Origin of the sequence: Paenibacillus sp. FSL R7-0273 (assembly GCF_000758625.1) — a bacterium.
Taxonomy (GTDB): domain Bacteria; phylum Bacillota; class Bacilli; order Paenibacillales; family Paenibacillaceae; genus Paenibacillus_AQ.
This window is the reverse complement of record NZ_CP009283.1, coordinates 833,190-853,752: the sequence shown is the minus strand read 5'-3', so window position 1 is coordinate 853,752 and position 20,563 is coordinate 833,190. Positions and strand designations below refer to the sequence as shown.

Here is a 20,563-nt window from a genome sequence, read left to right as displayed (position 1 = left end):
CTTAGCCGCCGATCTCACGGTTGAAGCGGTCGGTCCACTCGGTAATGTGCTGGTTCACGAACGACATGTCCAGCTTGCGCAGCTGGCCGATAACATCCGCACCGTAAGTCACGCCTACCGCTTCTTCAGGTGTCAGCATTACGTTCATGTTAACCGGGGAATCCACCTTTGCTTTGGCGGAGGCATCCTGGACTTCCTCGCTCAGCTGCCAGTTGATGAACTCTTCAGCCAGCTCTTTATTGTCAGTGCCTTTAACTACGTTAACGGTGTTCATTACGGCATAAGCGCCTTCGGAAGGTGCAACGAATTTGGCATCAGGCACAGCCGCCTGAAGATCCTTGAAGTACATTTCCATGATCGGGCCGCCGGCGATTTCCTCCTGGCCGAACATGTTCACATACTCGGAGGTCTGGCCGTAGTATTTCACAACATTGCTGTCCAGCTCCTTCAGCTTCGTGAATGCTGTATCTTCATTGAAGTCTGCGTTGCCTGCAGCTAGGGATGCCGCATCAACGATCATCGGGCCTGCTGTAGCGGTAATCGCCGGCATCGCCAGGTTTTTATCAAATTTGGTCCACAGGTCACTCCATGCTGTTACTTCGCCTGAGGTCAGAGCCGGATTGTAGGCAATGCCCAGACGTCCGATTGTGTAGGCCGGGCCATAATCTGCGCCAAGCGGTGCTTTTGCGATATCATAAATGTTCTGGAGATTCGGGATCTTGCTGCTGTCGATCGTTTCAAATAAACCTTCATTGATCGCCTGCTGCGCGTAATAATCGGACAGGTAGACTACATCGACGTTGGAGCTGCCTTGACGGATTTTGTTCAGGCGCTCGGCGTTGTTGCCGATTTCCACGACGATTTTGACATTATGCTCTTTCTCAAAAGGCGCATAGACCGCTTCCTTGAAGAAATCCTCCGAGAAGCCCCAAGTGGAAATGACCAGCTCCGCCGGCTCTCCGGACGCTGTGTTTCCTGTTGCCGCATTGTCAGTACCTGTGTTGTTCGTTGCCGCATTGTTGGAACCGCAAGCCGCCAGCATTGAAGTCAGGGCCAGTGCAAGGCCGGTAGTCATGATCTTTTTCATTAGTAAAAACCTCCTGAGAATATAGTTGTGATCTATTTTTCCATAAAAAAAAGAAAGCATTCTTGTAGGAACAAGAACACTTTCCTTTGTGTAAACAAAGTTAAGAGCTACCCGTTATAGAAGGACGGTCTTCGCTTAAGATAGATCAAAAGCAAAAATCCGCAGATATGATGAAGCTGTTATTCGCCGGCCAGTATCATATTCGTAAAGGCCCACTGGGTCGGTGCATCGTAATCTCTGAGCAGAACCTCAATCGTCAGGCCCATCTCTTCTTCAAGCCGTTCTTTGAATCTTTTCTTAAACAGCAGCGACATCCGGAAGTCCACTTCCTGCTTAAGCTCCGGCGCCTCGCCCTCCAGGGCGGTTGACCGGGGAGATCTGCGGTGCTTGGCGTGAAAGGTAATGACCCGCTGATCGACAGTTACGCGGAGCAGGGTCGTCCCGAAACCAAACAATTCCTTGGAGATCTCATTGTAGATCTGGCACATCTTCTTCTTCTGCTCGCTGTTCTCCAGTTCTGCCATGGAACCACCTTCGAAAACCAGAATATCGTACAATCACATCGAGATTAATTGCTATTATACATAGTTAATGTATTTTCGGCAACAAAAAAACTAAAACTAACATGAAAGTAACGCTAAACACGAACAATGACTTGTTGGTGAGTGTTTATCATTACTCATTTTGCTAATTAGGCCATTTCGGCCGGGCGGGCTGAAATCAAAGGCATTTTTGCCTTTGATTTTGCCATTTTGGCCGGGTGGGCCAGAATCAGAGGCATTTTTGCCTTTGATTCGGCCATTTCGGCCGCGTGAGCTGGAATCAGAGGCATTTTTGCCTTTGATTTTATTGTTCCCAAGTAAAATTAAAAAAAGCCAGGTTTCCCTGGCTCATTCATAGCTATTCATTTAATTATTCATTTAATTAATCATGTTGTTTATTAAACTCATTAATCCTGTGCCTTCAAGTGGAAGCAGCCGCTCACATAGTCACGCTGGATGTCCGGCAGCGCCAGCCCGGCCTGCATCAGCCTGTCACCGCCGAAGACCTCACCGCTGTCCAGCACCGTGTAGTCGAGATCCGGGTTCAAGCCGCGGACCTTCAGGGTCCGGCGTGCCGGATATGGCACAGCCATTACGCGGAAGTAATAGACCAGCGCCTCGCGCTGATCGTCCGAGACGAACATCCACGCCGTTTCATTCCCCTCGAACGGGCTCTGCAGGCGGTACAGGTTACCTTGTTGTACTAGACTCCGGATTTCCTTGTAATTCGCAACCTGCTGCTTCACCAGTTCCTTCTCCTCGTCGGTGAACTTAGTCAGATCGAGCTCATAGCCGAAGTTACCGGACATAGCCACATCCCCGCGGAACGACAGCGGTGTAACCCGGCCGACCTGATGGTTTGGCACCGCCGAGACATGTGCGCCCATCGCGCTTATCGGGTACACCAGACTGGTGCCGTATTGAATCTTCAGGCGTTCCGCCGCATCGGTGTCATCGCTGGTCCAGGTCTGCGGCATGTAATAGAGCATCCCCGGATCAAAGCGGCCGCCGCCGCTGGAGCAGCTTTCGAACAGAATGTGCGGGAAATCACCCGTCAGGCGGTCGATCAGCTCATACAGCCCCAGCACATAGCGGTGGGCAGTTTCAGCCTGGCGCTCTGCTGGCAGCTCAGCCGAGCCGATCTCCGTCAGGTTACGGTTCATATCCCATTTTACATATGCGATAGGCACGCTGGAGAAAATTTTACTAAGCGCATTATACACATAATCCCGCACTTCAGCACGCGTCAGATCAAGCACCAGCTGCCAGCGTGCTTCCGTCCGCCGGCGTCCGGGTACATGCAGACACCAGTCCGGATGCGCGCGGTACAGGTCGCTGTCCGGCGAGATCATCTCCGGCTCGACCCACAGGCCGAACTGCATGCCCAGGTCATTGACCCGTTTGGCCACATCGGCCAGTCCGCCAGGAAGCTTGCGCAGATCCTCGGTCCAGTCGCCTAGTGAGGAGTTGTCAGCATCACGCTTGCCAAACCAGCCGTCATCGAGTACAAACAGCTCAATGCCAAGCTTCGAGCCTTCGGCAGCAATATCTACCAGCTTGTCAGCATTGAAATTGAAGTAGGTTGCTTCCCAGTTATTCACGAGAATCGGACGCTCTTTATCCCGGAAGGTTCCTCTCACAAGGCGGGTGCGGTACAGCCGGTGATACGTCCGCGACATACCGCCGAGACCTTCAGCGGAGTAGACCATTACCGCTTCCGGTGTCTGGAAGCTTTCTCCCGGGGCCAGCCGCCAGGAGAAATCAAACGGGTTCAGGCCAATGCCCAGCCGGGTATGGCTGAACGCATCCACCTCGGCTTCAATAGCGAAGCCGCCGCTGTATACCAGGGAGAAGCCATATACTTCTCCCTGGTGCTCGTCTGTTCCCGGCTTAGCCAGCGCGGCAAACGGATTGTGCTGATGGCTGCTCATGCCGCGGCGGGACTGCAGCGCTGTCGTGCCTTGCTCCAGCCGTCTGCGGGTGAGGTTTCCTTCCCGCGACCAGCCGCCGGACAGATAGATCAGGTCGAACTGTCCGTCTTCCGGGAAGTCGACGGAAGCACTCAGCGCGCGCAGAAGATCCAGCGGGGCCTGACCGTCATTGACCAGCTCCACCGAGCGGGCAATAACATCCGTGTCACGGTACACGGTATACCGCAGGATTACATTCAGCGATGCATAATCATCGCGCAGCGTAATCTCCAGCGTATCCGCTTCTTCCGGTAACTCCACATATACAGACGGAAGTCCGGCGAGCTGCGGCTTGCCTGCCAGCACACGGTATCCGGTGTACTGCAGCTCTGTAATTCGCGTGCCATCTTCGAGCTTCACTTGGTAAGCAGGCACACGGTAATCCCCTGTACCGTACTGCGGATATTCCTGCGGAAGCCGGTCAAGCGCAGTGCCCACACCCAGATGCGGCAGTCCTTCCAAATTGCCGTCATGGCGCAGCTTTTTTCCCCAGTATACGTGCATAGGATAGTTATTATAAAGGCCGATGATATAGCTCATGCCCTTGCTCTGCAGATGAAAGATTCCCTTGTCTTCCTGTACCCAAATCGCCATTTTCCGGCTCCTTCTCCCTAAACGTTAGGTTTATTTTCTCTCACTCAGCCAATATGCCCGTTCCAGAATTTAGTGAAAAATAGAGGGAATTTCCCCTCTAATCCGCCTCCGACAGCCTCCTTCGGCCCCTATCAGAGGGATTTTTCCCTCTATTTCGCCTCCGGCAGCTCCCTTCGGCCTCAATTAGAGGGATTTTTCCCTCTATTCTGCCTCCAACAGCCTCCTTCGGCCCCTATCAGAGGGATTTTTCCCTCTATTCCGCCTCCGACAGTCTCCTTCGGCCTCAATCAGAGGGATTTTCCCCTCTATTGAGACCCACAGCCGCATCTTCTACTTGGCGGGACTCTTACTAATTCCGCCAACACCCCCGCTCTGGTCAGCCACCTTGGCTCCCTGAGCGTTGTATCAGATTACTTTAAATAATCCGCCATTGAGCATACTTCCAGTCCTTGTGGAACAGCCGGAGTGAAGTCCGCCGTGCTTACTCCAGCACTTGTTCCAGCACTTGTTCCAGCTCCTGCTACTGTTCTAGCTCCAACTCCTGCTACCGCTCCAGCCCCAGCACTTACTCCAGCACCCGTAGCCGTAACTCCAGCGCCAGCAGCCCCACCTGCCGCAGCACCCCCGTGCTGCAGGAACTGCACCGTCTTCGCCTCGCCCGGAAGCAGGTCGAAGAAGTTGTCGGAGAAGATGCCCTCCTGCTCCGCCGTCAGGTAGACGCCTCTGGCCAGCACGTCGCTGCTGACAGTGAAGCTCACGCCGCCGCTGCCCGGTACCTCAGCCACCGTCAGAGCCGGCTGCTCCAGCTTCAGCTCCTTCGCCGCTGCGAAGTAGTGCTCCTTGCGCTCAAGCAGCGAACCGTCCGCCGCCTCCAGAGCAGCTACCAGAACCACTTGCTCCGCAGCACAGCCCGCCAGCAGCTCTGCCACCGGGACAGCGAACACCACCGCTGACGAATCAGCGGCCAGCTGGACAGGCTGCTTCCACTCCTTCAGCACCGCTCCGCTGAAGTTATGCAGCCGGACCACCAGCTCCCCGGCCAGCACTTCCCGCAGGTCAGACACTGCATGAACCTGCAGCTTTTCACCGTCCATCGCCTCAACAGAAAGCAGGACATCCTTGAAGCTCCGGCGCGCAGTATACTGCAGCGCCTTCCAGCGGCCGTAATAGTCCATCCCCGCCCAGGAGGCCACCGGCCAGCAGTCATTCATCTGCCAGTACAGAGTGCCCATGCAATACGGCTTGTTCCGGCGGTGGCTCTCGATCGCCATCCGCATGGCCTCAGCCTGCAGAATCTGGCTCATGTACAGGAACGATCTGAAATCCTTCGGCTCCGGCAGATAAATGTCCATATATTCTTTGATAATCTGATTACCGCGGCCGTTCTTCTGGTGGGCCAGCATCACCTCTGACTCCAGCTCCATATCCGCTTCCACCGCATAGGTCAGCACCGACTTCAGCTCAGGGAAGGACTGGAAGCCGTATTCGCTCATGAAGCGGCCAACCTTCACATTGTAATTCTCAAACGGCTCGATTCCGTGCCAGACGCCCCAGTAATGAATATCCCCGTCGCCTGCAATCCGTACAGAGTGCTGGTCGATATCATTAGTGAGCTCCCGGAGCGGAGAGGACGGCCAGTATACGATGCCCGGATGATGAGCTGCTACCGCTTCCGGCAGAATCCGGTGGAAAATATCTTCATAGGCAGTCCACAGCGTCTCCCGGATTTCCGCGCTCAGCTTCTCCTTCCAGCCCCAGCCCTTATTCTCCTCGAATTGCGCCCAGGCGGAGTCGATTTCATTGTTGCCGCACCACAGTGCAATGCAAGGATGATTGCGCAGCCGGCGCACATTATACGCTGCTTCCTTCCGCACATTCTCCAGGAACGCTTCATCTCCCGGGTACATGCTGCAGGCAAACATGAAGTCCTGCCACACCAGCAGGCCGTATTCGTCACACAGCCGGTAAAAAGCCTCTTCCTCATAAAAGCCGCCGCCCCACACCCGCAGCATGTTCATGTTCGACTCCACTGCTGAGGCAATCTCATGCCGGTAGCGCTCCTCTGTTACCTCTGTAATAAAGCTGTCGTTCGGAATATGGTTCGCCCCTTTGGCGAATACCGGCACACCGTTCAGCTCGAACCGGAAGGAGGCGCCTTTGGCATCCGGCTTACGGATCAGCTTAATCTCCCGCAGACCGGTCTTCACTTCTGCGCCGGACACCGCTGCCCCGTTCTCCAGCAGCTCTGCCCGGAACGACGTTAACTCCGGCGCTCCCAGCCCGTTGCACCACCAGAGTCGCGGCTGATTAATCACCAGCTCCAGCTCTGCCGTCTGCGTGCCTGCCACAAGCGATACCGCCCGCGTCCACTCCTGCCCTTCCGCAGTAAGCCGCAGCGTTCCTTCCCATGCTTCCGGTGCATCCACCTCCACAATTGCCGTCAGACGCGCTTCTTCCTGCTTAATGACATCCTGCCGGATGTACAGATCGGCAATTGCCGCAGCACCCCGTCCGGTAAGCACCGCTTCACGCCAGATGCCGCTGGTCAGAAAGCGCGGGCCCCAGTCCCAGCCGTAATGATAAGGCGCTTTGCGGGCAAACACGCTGATCCGCTGCTCCTGCAGGCCGCCCAGCTCAGACTGGTCATTCGGCGCAGGCAGGTCATAGCCGAGGCGCTCCAGCTTCGGCAGGTCCTCTTTTACGACAGAGCGGAATTTCACCAGAATTTCATTCTCACCGGTCCGCAGCAGGCCTTTAACATCCACCGTCCACGCCAGGAACATATTGTCTGCGGAAAGTGCATGCACATTGTTCACATATACATCAGCATAGGTGTCCAGTCCGGCAAAATTCAGCTCGGTAACCGTCAGGCTCTGCCAATCCTCATCCAGCTGAAGCACAGCTCTGTACTCCCAGTCCTTTTTATCAATCCACTGCAGCTCATGCTCGTTCTTTCCATAAAAGGGCTGCGGAATCAGCCCGTTGCGCAAGAGATCCGTATGCACCGTACCGGGCACGATTGCCGGAAACCATTTGTCCTCACCGCAGGCCCTGAATTCCCAATCTGTTAAAGCAAGCTGTTTGTGTGTCATGAGTCCTCCTAAAAGTTTTGTGAGCATACACTCCATTGATTTCACCTCGTACAAACTCACTCCGGAAGCATACGCTTAAGTTTTGTTAGCATACACTCCATTGATTTCGCTTCGTACAAAACTCACTCTGGAAGCATGCTCTTGAGTTTTGTAAGCGTACGCTTAAGTTTGTTGGCTGAAAGATAAAGGCTTTTTTCCAAACCCGTTCGATAACATTGTATTTTGTTATTAATTTGTTAGCAACACACTAATTATAATCCTAGAAAGAGAACAAATAAAGACAATAAATAATAATTCAATACATTTATCAGGCCGCTAAATCGCGCTATAATATCCATGTAAACGCTAACAATAATACGAAAAGGGGACATCACAATGAGAAATAAGTTATTTTCGTTATCTTTTGTTATCATTATGACTTTATCTTTATCCCTAACCGGCTGCGGTTCAAACAACAATAACAACAATACCGCCACAGCCACAGACGAACCGGCAGCAACTGCTGCTCCTGCTAACACCGGCGGAGAGGCAGCAGCAACCACTGAACCGGCAGCGCCAAGCGGTGCAGATATCAGCGGAAAAATCACCTTCCTGACCAACAGAACCGACATGATCGGCAAAGAGTACGACGAATATGTTAAGCGCTTTAATGAGAAATATCCGAACATCAAGGTTGAATTCGAAGCATCCCAGACTGACTACAATCAGCAGGCAAAGGTCAGAATGGCGAGCGGCGAGCTCCCTGATGTCATGTTCGTTCCGACCATCCCTAACTCCGATCTACCAAAATATTTTGCTTCCCTTGACGATCTTGGCCTGACCGACCAGATTACCTTTAAAGATTTCAAATCCTATGAAGGCCAGCTGTACGGCATCACCACAGGTAACTCTACTACAGGGGTTGTCTACAATAAAAAAGCGTTCGCCGATGCCGGCATCACCGAAATTCCTAAGACCTGGGATGAATTCCTCGCTGCCTGCGAAAAGCTGAAGGCTGCCGGAGTAGTCCCGCTCGCTTCCAACTTCAAAGACAAGTGGCCGCTTAACGACTGGGTATATTCTGTTCCCCGGATTATCGACGGCGACCCTAATTTCCCGAATGAAAAGCTGACCTCCGATACCCCTTTTACAATGGACAACGGTTACGGCAAATCGCTGAGCCTGCTTAGAGAGCTGAATGAAAAAGGCTACTTGGAAAAAGACATCAACTCCACCAACTGGGAACAATCGAAGAAAGACATCGCATCCGGCAAATTCGCCATGTACTACCTGGGCAACTGGGTTATCAACCAGGTTATCGGCGCAGGCACAACCTCTGACAATGTAGGCTTCTTCCCGCTTCCATACGACAACTCAGGCACAATCACAGCTCCGCTGAGCCCTGACTTCTTCTATGCCGTAGCCAAGAACAGCAAGAATGTAGACGCTGCCAAAGCCTTCGTCAAATGGATGATCGAGGAATCCGGTTATGAGGATTTTGCCGGCTTTATCTCCCCGCTCAAGGGCAGAGAATCCAAGCTCACCCAGTTAAAAGAATTCCAGGCAACCGGCGTAGTGCTGCAGGAAGGTACTGTAGATGACGCCCAGGTTACTGAAATCACCAACAAAGCACAGCTCGACCTGCCGGCTATGGCTCAAGAGTTCGTCCTGGCCAAAGATCCGCAAACCGTCTTCGACAAATGGAACAAAGCGTGGGCTAAAGCCAAAAAAGACCTCGGCTATTAATCCTGTAGACACGCTGCAGCTTAACTCTGTATAAACTTCGGCGCAAAATGGATTATGCCTTCTCTGGATAATCCATTTTGTCGTCATGGCAAAGAAACGCTTTTACGGAAAGAAGGTTGAAGACATGTTCGGCACATTATCCTATAACAAACAAAAGTTGATTATCATCATTTCCTTTCTGACCATTCCGCTGCTGCTTCTGGCAACGTTCACCTACTACCCTGCCCTTAAGCTGATCTATTACAGCTTCACCAACTGGGACGGCTACAGCCCGGAGAAACCGTGGGTCGGCCTGGACAATTACCGCGAGGTGTTCGGCAATCCGGATATTTTCAAGGTGTTCACACATAACTTTGCCTACTTTGTGATGGGGATTGTCCAGAATATCGTCGCCATCTACTTCGCTGTTGTACTGAGCAGTAAGCTGCGCGGCAAAAATGCCTTCCGCATCCTGCTCTTCCTCCCCTACATTATGAACGGCGTTGCGGTGGCCTTTATGTTCGGCTATGTTTTTGACACCACCAATGGTTCCCTGAACCTGTTCCTGAACAGCATCGGGCTTACCGGACTCGGCCAGACCAGCTGGCTCGGTACTGAAGGGCTTGTTAACTATTCGCTCGCCTCCACCGGCTTCTGGCGGTTCATGGGCTACAACATGGTAATTTATATCGCTTCTTTGCAGGCTATCCCGAAGGACATTTATGAAGCAGCCAAAATCGATGGTGCCGGCTCCTTCCAGACGCTATGGAGAATCACCCTGCCCAACATGAAGCCGGTTATTCAGTTGAACCTGTTCCTGACCGTTACCGGCGCGCTTGAAGTATTCGATCTGCCGTTCGTGCTGACCAAAGGCGGTCCGGCCGGCGCCAGCGAAACTTATGTGCAGAAGGTGGTCGACACAGCTTTTGCTTTTAACAATTACGGGCTGGCCTCGGCAATGAGCATTATCCTGCTCTTCTTTGTTGTCATAGTGCTGCTAGTGCAGCAGTTAGTGCTTAGCCGGGGAGGAGACAAATAACCATGACTCACAGCAAATTCCGCTCTGTCGATGTTTTTAAATACGTTACACTCCTGATTGGCGTGTTCGTCGTCCTTTTCCCACCTTATGTCGTTATCGTCAATGCGTTTAAGTCTACAGAAGAATTTAATTCCAGCAGCTCCATGGCTCTTCCGCAGAGCTTTCTGAATTTTGACAACTTTATCGCCGTGTTCCAGCGCGGAGGTCTGCTCAGCGGCTTCGGCAACGTGCTCGTGATCATCATAATTACATTGACCCTGAACATTCTGTTTGGCACAATGGTTGCATACGTGCTTGGCCGCTTCAATTTCAAACTGAAACCGCTTGTATTCGGAGCTTACCTGGTAGCCACCATCATTCCGAGCATCACCACTCAGGTTGCCACCTTCGGCATTATCAAAAGCCTGGGACTTTACAACACGCTCGGCGCTCCCATTGTGCTCTACATCGGTGCCGACGTCATCCAGATCATTCTGTATCTGCAGTTTATCCGCAATATTCCATTTGATCTCGATGAAAGCGCCATGGTGGAAGGGGCTTCCCTGTTCAAAATCTACCGCTCGATCATCTTCCCGCTGCTGACCCCGGCTACAGCCACACTGGTCATTCTGAAGACGATCAGCATCTACAATGACATGTACATCCCTTACCTTTATATGCCCAAGCAGAGCCTCGGCGTTGTTACAACAATCCTGATGCGGTTCCAGGGGGTCAACTCGGGCGAATGGAATCTGATCTGTGCTGCAATTCTGCTCATTCTGCTGCCGACGGTCATTTTGTACTTTTTCCTGCAGCGTTTTATTTTTGAAGGGGTTACGAGCGGCGCTGTAAAATAGGGGTGTACGGAAAGGAACAACGTTAGTGGTTTCCTATATCCTGAGAATTCCGCGCAGACTCTGGCTGTTCCTGGCCAACCTGCCGATGGAGCGCAAGCTGATCGTTGTCTTTATCTTTGTGCTTTCCCTGCCGATTACTTATGTCAGCTACCTGTCCTCGCGCTCCACCTTCCATTCGGTGCTCCAGAGCTCCACGAAGAGTGCCGGACAGATGGCGGGCAGCGCCTCGGACACCATCGACCGATATATCGCCGACTTAAAAAGATACACCGCCTTGCCGCTGTACAATACCGATGTTCAGTTTTATCTGGAGCAGCAGAACGCCGACTGGGAAAAGAACACCAGCATGTCGATGTTCCTAAGCTATTTGATCCATACCAAGGAAGAGATGACTGCAGTATACCTTGTGGATAAATACGGTTACGTTTTCTATGACCGGGCACCCGGGATTAATGAGCTGTTCCCGGCAGAACGGATGGCGCAGTGGCGGAGCCTGACGGAAGAGGCCGGGGTCGCTCCCGTTGTGCAAGGCCGGCACACCATCCGGGTGAATCCAGGCGAACAGCGGGAGGTGTTCAGCGTAATGCGTACAGTCTCCTCAGTCAGCATGCTGAAGCCAATCGGCATGATCATTTTTGATATCGACATTAAGCTGTTCAAGGGCATCGCCGATCCTGTAAATGCCGTCACTCAGGGCAATACAATCATTGTGGATGAATCCGGCGGACTGGTCTACGGCAGTGAAGCGGAGGATTCGCCGCTCATAGACAAGGATACGCAGAATGTCTCCCTGCTCCTGCAGAAGACCGCCGGGCCGGAGGGGAATTTTCAGATCCGGCTGGGGGCTCAGGATTATCTGGCTGTCTATACTGTATCTCAGCAGACCGGCTGGACGACCCTGGTCACGATTCCGCTGGAACGCATCCTCACTCCGGTGCAGAAAACCCGCAATACCCTGATTTTGACTACACTGGCGATTGTCGCCTTTGCTTTGGTGGTAGCCACCTTTATATCCCATGCGCTGACCAAGCCGCTGAAATCACTGGTCCGTCTGATGAAGCAGGTGCAGCACGGCAATCTCGATGTATGGCTGTCCCCTAAATATAACGATGAGATCGGAATGATCGGCAGCCACTTCAACCGGATGATCATCCGGGTCAAGGATCTGCTCCAGGAAGTGTCGCTGACGGAGAAACGCAAGCAGAAGGCCGATATGCGGGCTTTGCAGAACCAGATCAACCCTCATTTTATCTACAATACACTGGAGTCCATCCGGATGCTGGCTGAAGGGAGTGATGAGCCTCGTGTAGCGGAGCTGACCTATCTGCTCGGCCTGCAGATGCGCTACGGTATTGTCCGCAGCGAAGAGATGGTAACAATCCGCCATGAGCTGGATCATGTCCGCAATTATCTTAACCTGCTGCAGATCCGCTTCCCGGATAAATTCAGGCTGGACATTAATGTACCGGAGGAGCTCCTGCCGCTCCCGGTGCTTAAGCTGGTATTCCAGCCGGTTGTAGAAAACGCTGTTTTTCACGGGCTTGAGGCAAAAGATGGCCCGGGTACCCTCAGCATTACCGCGTGGAGCGAGGACGGCAAAACAGTATTTTGTGTTGAGGATGACGGTATCGGCATGGATGCTGAAACCCTGCGGCTGCTGAACAGTAACCTGCTGAACAGCAGCGACAGCGAAAAGTTCGGCATCGGGCTGCGGAATGTAAATGAACGGCTCCGCCTTCATTACGGCAGCTCCTCCGGACTTCAGGTCCATAGCGAGCCAGAGCGCGGCACCCGCGTTATTCTGAGGATTGAAGACCTCCCGGATGAACGCGGCGGGGAGTAACGCTGACGAACCAGGCTGAGGCGGGGCACGAAGGACAAAACCGTTGAGGAAAAAGGATGCCAGGAGAGGGGGAGACCGGAAATTGCTGCGTATTGTAATTGTAGATGATGAGGTTCTGATCCGCGAAGGTCTGGCCCGGATGATCAGCAAAGAGAGCAGTGCCTTCTGCGTTACCGGAATATATGCGGATGGCAGACAGCTGCTGGATGAGGTGTCTGCCCTGCAGCTGGATGTTGTCATCACCGATATCCGTATGCCGCAGATCGGCGGCCTGGAGCTGATTAAACAGCTGAAGGCCACTCACCCGCAGATCCGCACGCTGCTCATGAGCGGATTCACGGAATTCAATTATGCCCGGGAGGCGATCCGCAGCTCAGCTGTGGACTACCTGCTGAAGCCGATTAACAAGGAGCAGCTCTTTGAGGTGCTCTATTCGCTTGAGCAGGAGCGGAAGCAGCAGCTGGACAAAGAAAACCGCCAGCGTGCCGGCGTGCTGCTCTCCCTGCTGCAGATTGAAGAGCCTTCGGCAGCGCTTATTGGCGGTATTCTTCTGCCCCTGCCCTATTTCACAGTCACTGTTGTGAAGGGAGGACGCCCAGAAGGCGCTGCCGCTTATGCAGACCGCCTTCGCGAAGATCAGGGCATTATCTCTGATCTGCTTGAGGTTCATAAAGGCCTGCTGGCCTGGGTCCGCTATTCACGGGAGCCGCTCTCCCTGGCAGAGCGCCGGGAGCCGGCCAGCGGGATCGGGGCGGCTTGCCCGCAGCAGCGGCTGCATCTGGGTGTCAGCCGTTCTTATGATGATCCGGGCAGGCTGAATACCGCCTTTCTTGAAGCCAAGCTGGCCTGCGATGCCGGTATCTATAACCCCCGGCTGCTGCATTATGCTACTATTGAGGAATTGGAGACCGGCACTGGCACTGCAGCCGCAGCAGATCCCTTCCTTCCGGTCCGCGAGTCGCTCATTCATGAGCTGCAGATTCTGAATATTCCCGGAGTGCGGGAATGGATTCACAGGCTATTCATCGCCTTTGAGGCACAGCAGGCCTACCCGGAGCTTATCATCCGCTGCCTGCAGCAGGTTGAGGAAACGGTGCGCAATGAGCTGCAGGAATTTGAAGCGGCGCGCAAGCAGAAGACCCTTCCGCGGCTGGAGGAGCGAATCCGTGCCTGCATGAGCCTAGGCGAGATTGAAGAGCTGTTCACGTCCACTCTCATTGCTGTGCTGGAGGATATCCGCTCCCACCGGCTGGAGCTGGCCGGAACTGCGGTCGAAACCATAAAACGCTGGCTGACCGCCAACTATAAGCTTCATGCCGATTTGAATATGCTTGCGGGAATGGTGTTTTTGACACCCAGCTATCTAAGCAAGCTGTTCAAGCAGGAGACGGGGCTGACGCTGACCGATTATGTTACCGAAATCCGTATCCGCAAGGCCAAGCAGCTGCTCAAAAACGCCCCTGACCTGAAGGTGCACGAAATCGGCACCGAGGTCGGCTATCCCGACCCCGCCTATTTCAACAAGCTGTTCAAAAAAACCGTCGGTGTCACGCCGAACGAATACAAACGAATCTCCCACGTGTAAGGAGTCCTTTACTTGCAGCCACAGAATGACAACGATGAAATTCAGGTGTACGAAACCACCGAGCTCTATGGTGAAAAAGGGCGCTTCCGCGTCCTCCAGTTCTCCGGCGAAGCTATTCAGGGCGCGCTTGATCTGGAGCAGCCGAAACGGATTGTATTTGAATACCCGCGGGCGATGATTCACTTAATGGAATATAACAGGCCGCTGTTTCAGGATGTCTTCCTGATCGGGCATGGAATCGGTACGATTGCCGGTTATTTTGCGGAGAAGCGCTTTAAGGTGGCCGAGGTGAATGCTGAGGTCGTCCGTTACAGCAGATCCCATTTCGGCTACACTCAGGACAACGTTATAATCGGCGACGGCCGGAGCCTGCTTGAGGGAGAGCGGGACGGCCAGTATGATTACATTCTGCTGGACGCCTTCACCTCAGCCGGTACGCCGCAGCACTTGGTCTCCAGCGGATTTTTCGGCCTCACCCGCGCTAAGCTCCATTCCGGCGGCTCCATCCTCATGAACCTGATGGGCAAAAGCGACAACGACCACCTGATGAACGCCATTCACACCACACTAAGCGAGCACTTTCCTTATGTTGAAGCCTTCGCCCTGCCGGCTGAAGGTGCTGCGGATGTCCGCAACATCCTTCTGATGGGCAGCGCCCGTCCGATCCGCTACCAGGCCCGCCAGCTGGCCGGCTTCATCCCGGTCACCCTGGGCCAGGGGCATGTGATTTGGGATTGAGGGGCGGGAGGATTTGCCCATTCCGCCCGCGATCGGCGGAATCAGAGGCCTTTTTGCCCTTGGTTTGACCATTCCGCCTACAATCGGCGGAATCAGAGGCACTTTTGCCTTTGATTTGCCCATTCCGCCCGCAATCGGCGGAATCAGAGGCACTTTTGCCCTTGGTTTGACCATTCCGCCCACGACCAGCGGAATCAGAGGCACTTTTGCTCTTTACTTTGCCCATTCCGCCCGCCGCCTCCTCCCTTACCATACTCCCATTCCCACCATCACCTACGCCGAAACCAAAAAATGACTCCCGGCCATCCGGGAGTCAGCTCCAAATCCAATCTCTATCTCTATCTCTATCTCTATTTCTATCTCTATTTCTATCTCTATTTCTATTTCAATCTCGATCTTGATCTCTTACTCCAAACCTCTAAGAGGTTTGACCACCACTTGTGCAGAGCACCGCGGTTTGCCCATTCCGCCCACAATCGGCGGAATGGGAGGCGCTGCGCCGGAAGGCATACACGGCGCGAAAAACCCTCACACTAGCCCCGCAGCTGCGACAGAATCGAAGGATCCTTGATCTTCGTATCCTCCGCCAGCAGCACTACCTTGGACAGAATCTCTGCGGTCCGTGGGTCCTCGTCCAGGAACGGCAGGAACAGCCGGCCGCGGTGCTGGGAATGCACCGGAATAATGTGCAGCGCGCCGCTAGCCTGCTTATAGACCTGGCCGCTGCCCAAGTGTACGGCATATTCGCCCAGCTTGCCGTCGATCCGCGCGTAATTCCCCTCAAGCCGCACGTTTTCGATCTTCAGGAGACGCAGCGACTCATTGACGATCACCCGGCGCATTTCAACGGTCGTCAGGCTGGCCTCAGGATCTACTCCGCCTACGTGGGCAACGCTGACCACGAGATCTACATCGCGCATGACCTCGGAGAATATCAGCGGCGGCACCTGGGCCAGCGGAACATTTTTGTACGTTTTTCGGTCGATGAACTCCACGCTTTCCAACGCCGGCGCTTCCGTATCCGCCGGCGAGAACCAGTCCGCCATCGCATACAGCCGCACGATCAGATTGGCGCCGTAGTAGACCTTTTGCAGCCCTTCTTCGTAGCTGACCGTCCACTGCCGCTCGCGGAGCAGCGCCACTGTCTTGCGCGGCTGCACCTGATGACCGGCATAACGCTGAGACACCGTCGCGCTGGCCAGCTCATCTGCGTTCGGCAGGTACAGCTCGCGGAACACCTGCTTGAACGGCTGTCTGAGCTGCCGGTCGAACAGATCCCTCTGGTACTCGCTCCACTGCCCGCTTGTGTACAGATCCAGCGGATGCGCGATGTACAGCTCCGCATCCGGAGCGATTACCGCCTCCTCACCCGAAGGAGCGGCAAGTGTACCCGCCTCGGGCTTGAAGTAGCCGAGCGCCGTACCGCTGCGGAGAACCAGTGTCCGCAGCAGCGGTGCCAGCACCGGGTTACGGCTGAGCGAGCTGATCTCCTGCAGCGTGAAGCTGCTGCCGGCTTCCATCGACCGCTCCAGCTCCACCCGGGCGCGCCGGTACTGGCCGGTGAGCTCGCTGCGCGTTTCCTTAAGCGCTTCTATATATTCATGCTTCTTGAAGCGGGTTGGCACGGACTTCAGCTGCTTGCCTTTACTGATGACTTCCAGCTCGCTTTGCCCCTGATCGTCAATGGCCAGCCGGACAGAGGTATCCTCATCCAGCATATGCGCCTCGAAATAGGACCCCAGCTCATCCAGCTTCCGGGCTTCAATATCCCACATCAGCCGGGTAACATCGGCGTATCCGGCTGTGCGGGCCAGATTGCCAAGGGCAATCCGGGCAGCCAGCCCTTCGCTGGCCCGGCGCTGTGCACCGAAGGTTTTGCTCTCGGCCAGGAAGCGCTGGATCAGCTCGTACCGTTCCCGGACATCCTGCTCCCGGTCTTTCCCGAGCGGGATCAGGCTGTAGCTAAGCAGATGATCCTTATTCCGCTTCCCGGTTACCGATGCCTTCATATCCGCAAGGTTTAGCTTGCCGAGCGCCGCATCGGCGAACAGCTGGGACCGGCGGTGGTTGGAGCCGGCTGAGATATATTTGGCGCAATCATAGAGCAGCGCAAAACGCTTTTCCCCCAGTGTGTTATAAGCAGACAGGAACCAGTTGCCGTCAAACGCCCCGTCATTGAAATCCTGCGCCGTGATAGGGGAATAGTGGGCGACCACCGTTTCTTTTTCTGCCGAGAAGCTCTCATTGATGTGGGCATGGAAGTACCAGGCGGCACTCCGCAATCCTTCCCATCCAAGATGCTCAGCCACAAGCTCAAGCCACTGCGGGGCATACATCGCCGCTTCGAGCAGCCTTTTTTCCGAGATACCGCTCTCTTTCACCATCTTTCCAAGCATAGCTGCATCCTCGCCCTCACGCGGGTGGCAGTTTTTCAGCAAATGGCTGAACGTTTCCTTCTTGGTGATACTCCGGCCATAGCCATAAATATATCCCCGTACAAAGGTCTCCTTATCGAGCCCGGTCAGAATCCGTATAAAATACTCCATACCGCTGATCCGCTGCAGCCCCATCACGAGTGGAGTTACTTCTGTCGGCAGGTCGCCGCGGGCCAGCTCAATCTCCATCAGGCGGTCAATCAGCCGGCTGCGGAGCGAAGTAATGCTGAGACTATCCTCGATCCAGGCCAGATTCCGGTGAGAGGACGTCAGATTCTGCATATGCTGCTTACTGCCCTCGCTGGCAAGCAGCTCCTTGTAGAGCTCGTTCTCGCCGATCCATTCCGCTTCAAATGCCCGCAAATAATCATCAAGCGACAATTTGACGTTCCACCAGTTCTGCGCAGGAGGTGTCATTTTGTCAAACGTATACAGGGTGCGGAACATGGTCTTAAAATCCTCCTGATCCGCCACTCTGCCCCTGATCATCATCAGCCAAGGCTCGGCTAGTACATTCAGCAGCGGCGCTTCGGTTGCCATCTTCTCCTCCGGCATAGCTGCCAGCAGCGCATTCAACGCCCGGTTTACCAGCCGGAAGCCCTCTTTCTTGGCGCTGTCGGCATAAAAAGCACGGATAAGAGTATCCACATGCTGGCCATACTTCAGCTTCCCGAGCAGCCGGTCTACTTCACTGATCCGCTGCAGCGGATAGACCGAGGCGGCAAATTCGCCCCTCCAGCCTTCCAGCAGCTTATGCTTCCTTAGCTCGTTGTAATCCATCTCGCTGCTATAAAAACCATGATAATCATTCAGTGTCTTATTCAGATCCTCCAGCTGCAGATAGAAGTGGAGCTCAAGCAGACCGGCAGCATCCCAGCCCCGCTCCTTCAAATAAGCAGACCAAACCTCATGCAGCGGATACTGCTCCAGCTGGGAAGTATTCTCCTTATCCTCCTGATCCCACAGGCTGTTCCATTTCAGCGGCTTCAGCATGGTTCCGAGCAGCAGTGTTTCTTTCCGGTCCGAGTAGTCCTCATGCTCGTATTCCGTGTCCCGATGCTCATGGATCAGCTGATCCAGCCCCTGCAGAAACCTTTCAATATCCTCCAGGCTGCTGCCGAACACCTCATCCCATTTAAAATCACCCGGCTGAGGCCCTTGAGTCAGCCATTCTTCTGTTTCAGCAGGATTAAACAAGCCAAAGCCGTTTGCTGCCGTATACTCGTTCCGGCGCTCCAGCTTGGCCAGCAGCTCCCTTTCCTTGGCCGACGGTCTGTCCATGGCCTCTACCAGCGGCTTCACCTGCTGGGCCAGGGCACTCCGCTGCTCATCCTCGAACAGCACGGTTGCAATCTCCAGCCCGGCCAGCCGCTGCAGGCTGTTCTTCTCCTGTAGCAGCCGGCTAACGGATTCCTGCAGGGAGGAATCCGGCTGGCTGAGCAGCAGCAGCGTTACGCTCTGGCGAAGCGAGCCGGTCTTCAGCTTCAGCAGCCCCTCGGCCTGCAGCAGTTCCTGCGGTGTGAGCGTTAATCCGCTGGCTTCGTTCAGCGCCAGCTCCCGGTTCTTCATGCTCTTATCCGACAGGCTGGCGAACAGGAACTCCCGCTGGACTTCACTTAACGGATGATCCATGAAGCAGGACAGCAGCTCTCCGCGCAGATCGCTGCTTAACTGATCCTTGAGCTCAATTAGCCCGTCAATCCAATCATTGTCCATATCATAGGCAATGAGATACAGCATTTTATAGACAGGGAAGGCAGAGGTGTAGTTGACCTGAATGAAATCCAGCACCTTGGACGGCCCTGTTAGTTCGCGGCGGGACGGGTTCAGGACCATCGCCTTAAGCAGCTCAAAATCCTTCCTGCGCTCCTCCTTGTCCTCCAGCTGCGGACTGCGGATCAGGCTGATCTTGGGTTCGTCCTTTTCCGGCCTCCACAGGCGGTTATAGCCGTAGCAGTAGTTCAGCAGAACCCAGTACTGCAGCTCATTATCCTGCTCATGCAGATTTTCTCTTGCCAGCCGCAGCCGCAGCTCGGTCTCCTGGCTGTTCGCTAGCAGGTAGAGGGCTATAATCTTCTGGTAGACCTGGCCTGTGGCCATCAGTGTCTTAATCTTATCGTACAGATTCGCTTCCTCATGTGCCGCCGTTGCCCACAGGCTGATATATACCCGGTTTGCATTAACATCTGACAGCCACTGTTCCCGCAGCCCGGCATCCTGCAGCGCCTGATAAGCATCTTCAATCAATGCTTTGGCTACCCGCTGATTCTGCGCTTCAAGCCCCATGCCCGTCCAGACGCCAAGCGCCCGGACAACAGAGCTGTAGCGGATAAAATCATTCTCAATAATGATCTGCAGCATGTACAGATTGTTCGCCAGCGTCCCCTCATCCATCCGTTCCACCAGGGACTGGCGCAGGCCCTCCTGCAAACGGGCGGCAATCAGCAGCTCACCCATCATGGCCACAGCCTCCTGGCGGTGGCTCATAAATACGCCTTTGATTATCTCATGGCTCAGCAGAGCCCCCTGATTATCCCCGTAGACGATGGTCCGGATCTGCTCCAGCATATCGCCATCCTTCCGGTCCAGCTCATATGCAATAACATCACTCAGCACAAGGTTAATCCGGTGCTTCCGGCTGTAATCCGAGCCGCTCTCCGGATTTTCAGCACTCTGCATATAAGCGCTGAGCAGCAGCCCTTCGCGGTCCATGAGGATGAGTGAGCCCATTTTACTGAGAACCGTGAACAGATGAAGCTCCGGATTAGCCGACCGGAACGGTCTGCGGGCATAACCCCTGCTGTAGGGATACTCCGTGCAATGCTCTGTAATATACTGCATAACATCAGCCGTGTATGGACTGAACAACTGCCGGACTGTGGCAACCAGCGGATCGAATAAAGACTGCTGTGCGTTACCGGCAAGCTTTTTCAGCACATTGATGCACTCCCGGCACTCCTCTTCTTCTCCGCCTATGTACTGTATTCTGCTTATACTGAGAATGAGGGAAGCCAGCCCGCTTACCTCAGCGTCCAATTTCTGCGCCTCTGCCTGCTTATCCGCATACCACTGCTTCTCCCGTTCTTCCGCATTCAACA

12 protein-coding genes are annotated in these 20,563 nt (G+C 54.3%); 7 read left to right on the top strand and 5 right to left on the bottom strand.

What is annotated here, in order from left to right:
* Position 1: 1 nt before the first annotated feature.
* The 4 genes from R70723_RS03740 to R70723_RS03725 form a co-directional block, all read right to left on the bottom strand.
* Positions 2-1,087, bottom strand: coding sequence for an ABC transporter substrate-binding protein (locus R70723_RS03740; protein ID WP_039869908.1), 1,086 nt, complete (start codon positions 1,085-1,087; stop codon positions 2-4).
* Between the two features lie 179 nt (positions 1,088-1,266).
* Entirely contained in the window at positions 1,267-1,611 is a 345-nt protein-coding gene (locus tag R70723_RS03735) for a hypothetical protein (protein ID WP_039869907.1), read from the bottom strand.
* Between the two features lie 425 nt (positions 1,612-2,036).
* The gene (locus R70723_RS03730; protein WP_039869906.1) at positions 2,037-4,193 is read right to left on the bottom strand and encodes an alpha-galactosidase; all 2,157 of its coding nucleotides are present in this window, start codon (positions 4,191-4,193) and stop codon (positions 2,037-2,039) included.
* A gap of 410 nt (positions 4,194-4,603) precedes the next feature.
* A complete protein-coding gene (locus tag R70723_RS03725) occupies positions 4,604-7,285 on the bottom strand; it encodes a beta-mannosidase (RefSeq protein ID WP_081957186.1) in 2,682 nt (893 codons plus the stop codon).
* Between the two features lie 375 nt (positions 7,286-7,660).
* Between R70723_RS03725 and R70723_RS03720 the strand changes: the two genes are divergently transcribed.
* The 7 genes from R70723_RS03720 to R70723_RS03690 all read left to right on the top strand — a co-directional run bounded on the left by R70723_RS03720 (position 7,661) and on the right by R70723_RS03690 (position 15,325).
* Positions 7,661-9,010 carry an ABC transporter substrate-binding protein gene (locus tag R70723_RS03720; protein ID WP_039869905.1) on the top strand — a complete coding sequence of 450 codons (1,350 nt, stop codon included), beginning with the start codon at positions 7,661-7,663 and terminating at the stop codon, positions 9,008-9,010.
* 124 nt (positions 9,011-9,134) lie between these two features.
* Entirely contained in the window at positions 9,135-10,028 is an 894-nt protein-coding gene (locus R70723_RS03715) for a carbohydrate ABC transporter permease (RefSeq protein WP_039869903.1), read from the top strand.
* A gap of 2 nt (positions 10,029-10,030) precedes the next feature.
* A complete protein-coding gene (locus R70723_RS03710) occupies positions 10,031-10,864 on the top strand; it encodes a carbohydrate ABC transporter permease (protein ID WP_039869900.1) in 834 nt (277 codons plus the stop codon).
* A gap of 25 nt (positions 10,865-10,889) precedes the next feature.
* Positions 10,890-12,707 carry a cache domain-containing sensor histidine kinase gene (locus R70723_RS03705; protein ID WP_039869897.1) on the top strand — a complete coding sequence of 606 codons (1,818 nt, stop codon included), beginning with the start codon at positions 10,890-10,892 and terminating at the stop codon, positions 12,705-12,707.
* A gap of 82 nt (positions 12,708-12,789) precedes the next feature.
* Positions 12,790-14,292, top strand: coding sequence for a response regulator (locus tag R70723_RS33700; protein ID WP_039869895.1), 1,503 nt, complete (start codon positions 12,790-12,792; stop codon positions 14,290-14,292).
* Between the two features lie 12 nt (positions 14,293-14,304).
* Positions 14,305-15,030, top strand: coding sequence for a spermidine synthase (locus tag R70723_RS33230; RefSeq protein WP_039869893.1), 726 nt, complete (start codon positions 14,305-14,307; stop codon positions 15,028-15,030).
* A gap of 13 nt (positions 15,031-15,043) precedes the next feature.
* Complete coding sequence (locus R70723_RS03690; protein ID WP_039869890.1) at positions 15,044-15,325, top strand: hypothetical protein; 282 nt, start codon at positions 15,044-15,046, stop codon at positions 15,323-15,325.
* A gap of 238 nt (positions 15,326-15,563) precedes the next feature.
* Here R70723_RS03690 and R70723_RS03685 read toward each other — a convergent pair whose 3' ends face one another.
* Positions 15,564-20,561 (bottom strand): DUF4132 domain-containing protein, encoded by a 4,998-nt coding sequence (locus R70723_RS03685; RefSeq protein WP_039878211.1) that lies wholly within the window; start codon positions 20,559-20,561, stop codon positions 15,564-15,566.
* Positions 20,562-20,563 lie beyond the last annotated feature (2 nt).

Coding starts and splice junctions, on each gene's coding strand:
- R70723_RS03740 (WP_039869908.1), bottom strand. CDS start 1,087: ATGAAAAAGATCATGACTACCGGCCTTGCACTGGCCCTGACTTCAATG.
- R70723_RS03735 (WP_039869907.1), bottom strand. CDS start 1,611: ATGGCAGAACTGGAGAACAGCGAGCAGAAGAAGAAGATGTGCCAGATC.
- R70723_RS03730 (WP_039869906.1), bottom strand. CDS start 4,193: ATGGCGATTTGGGTACAGGAAGACAAGGGAATCTTTCATCTGCAGAGC.
- R70723_RS03725 (WP_081957186.1), bottom strand. CDS start 7,285: ATGACACACAAACAGCTTGCTTTAACAGATTGGGAATTCAGGGCCTGC.
- R70723_RS03720 (WP_039869905.1), top strand. CDS start 7,661: ATGAGAAATAAGTTATTTTCGTTATCTTTTGTTATCATTATGACTTTA.
- R70723_RS03715 (WP_039869903.1), top strand. CDS start 9,135: ATGTTCGGCACATTATCCTATAACAAACAAAAGTTGATTATCATCATT.
- R70723_RS03710 (WP_039869900.1), top strand. CDS start 10,031: ATGACTCACAGCAAATTCCGCTCTGTCGATGTTTTTAAATACGTTACA.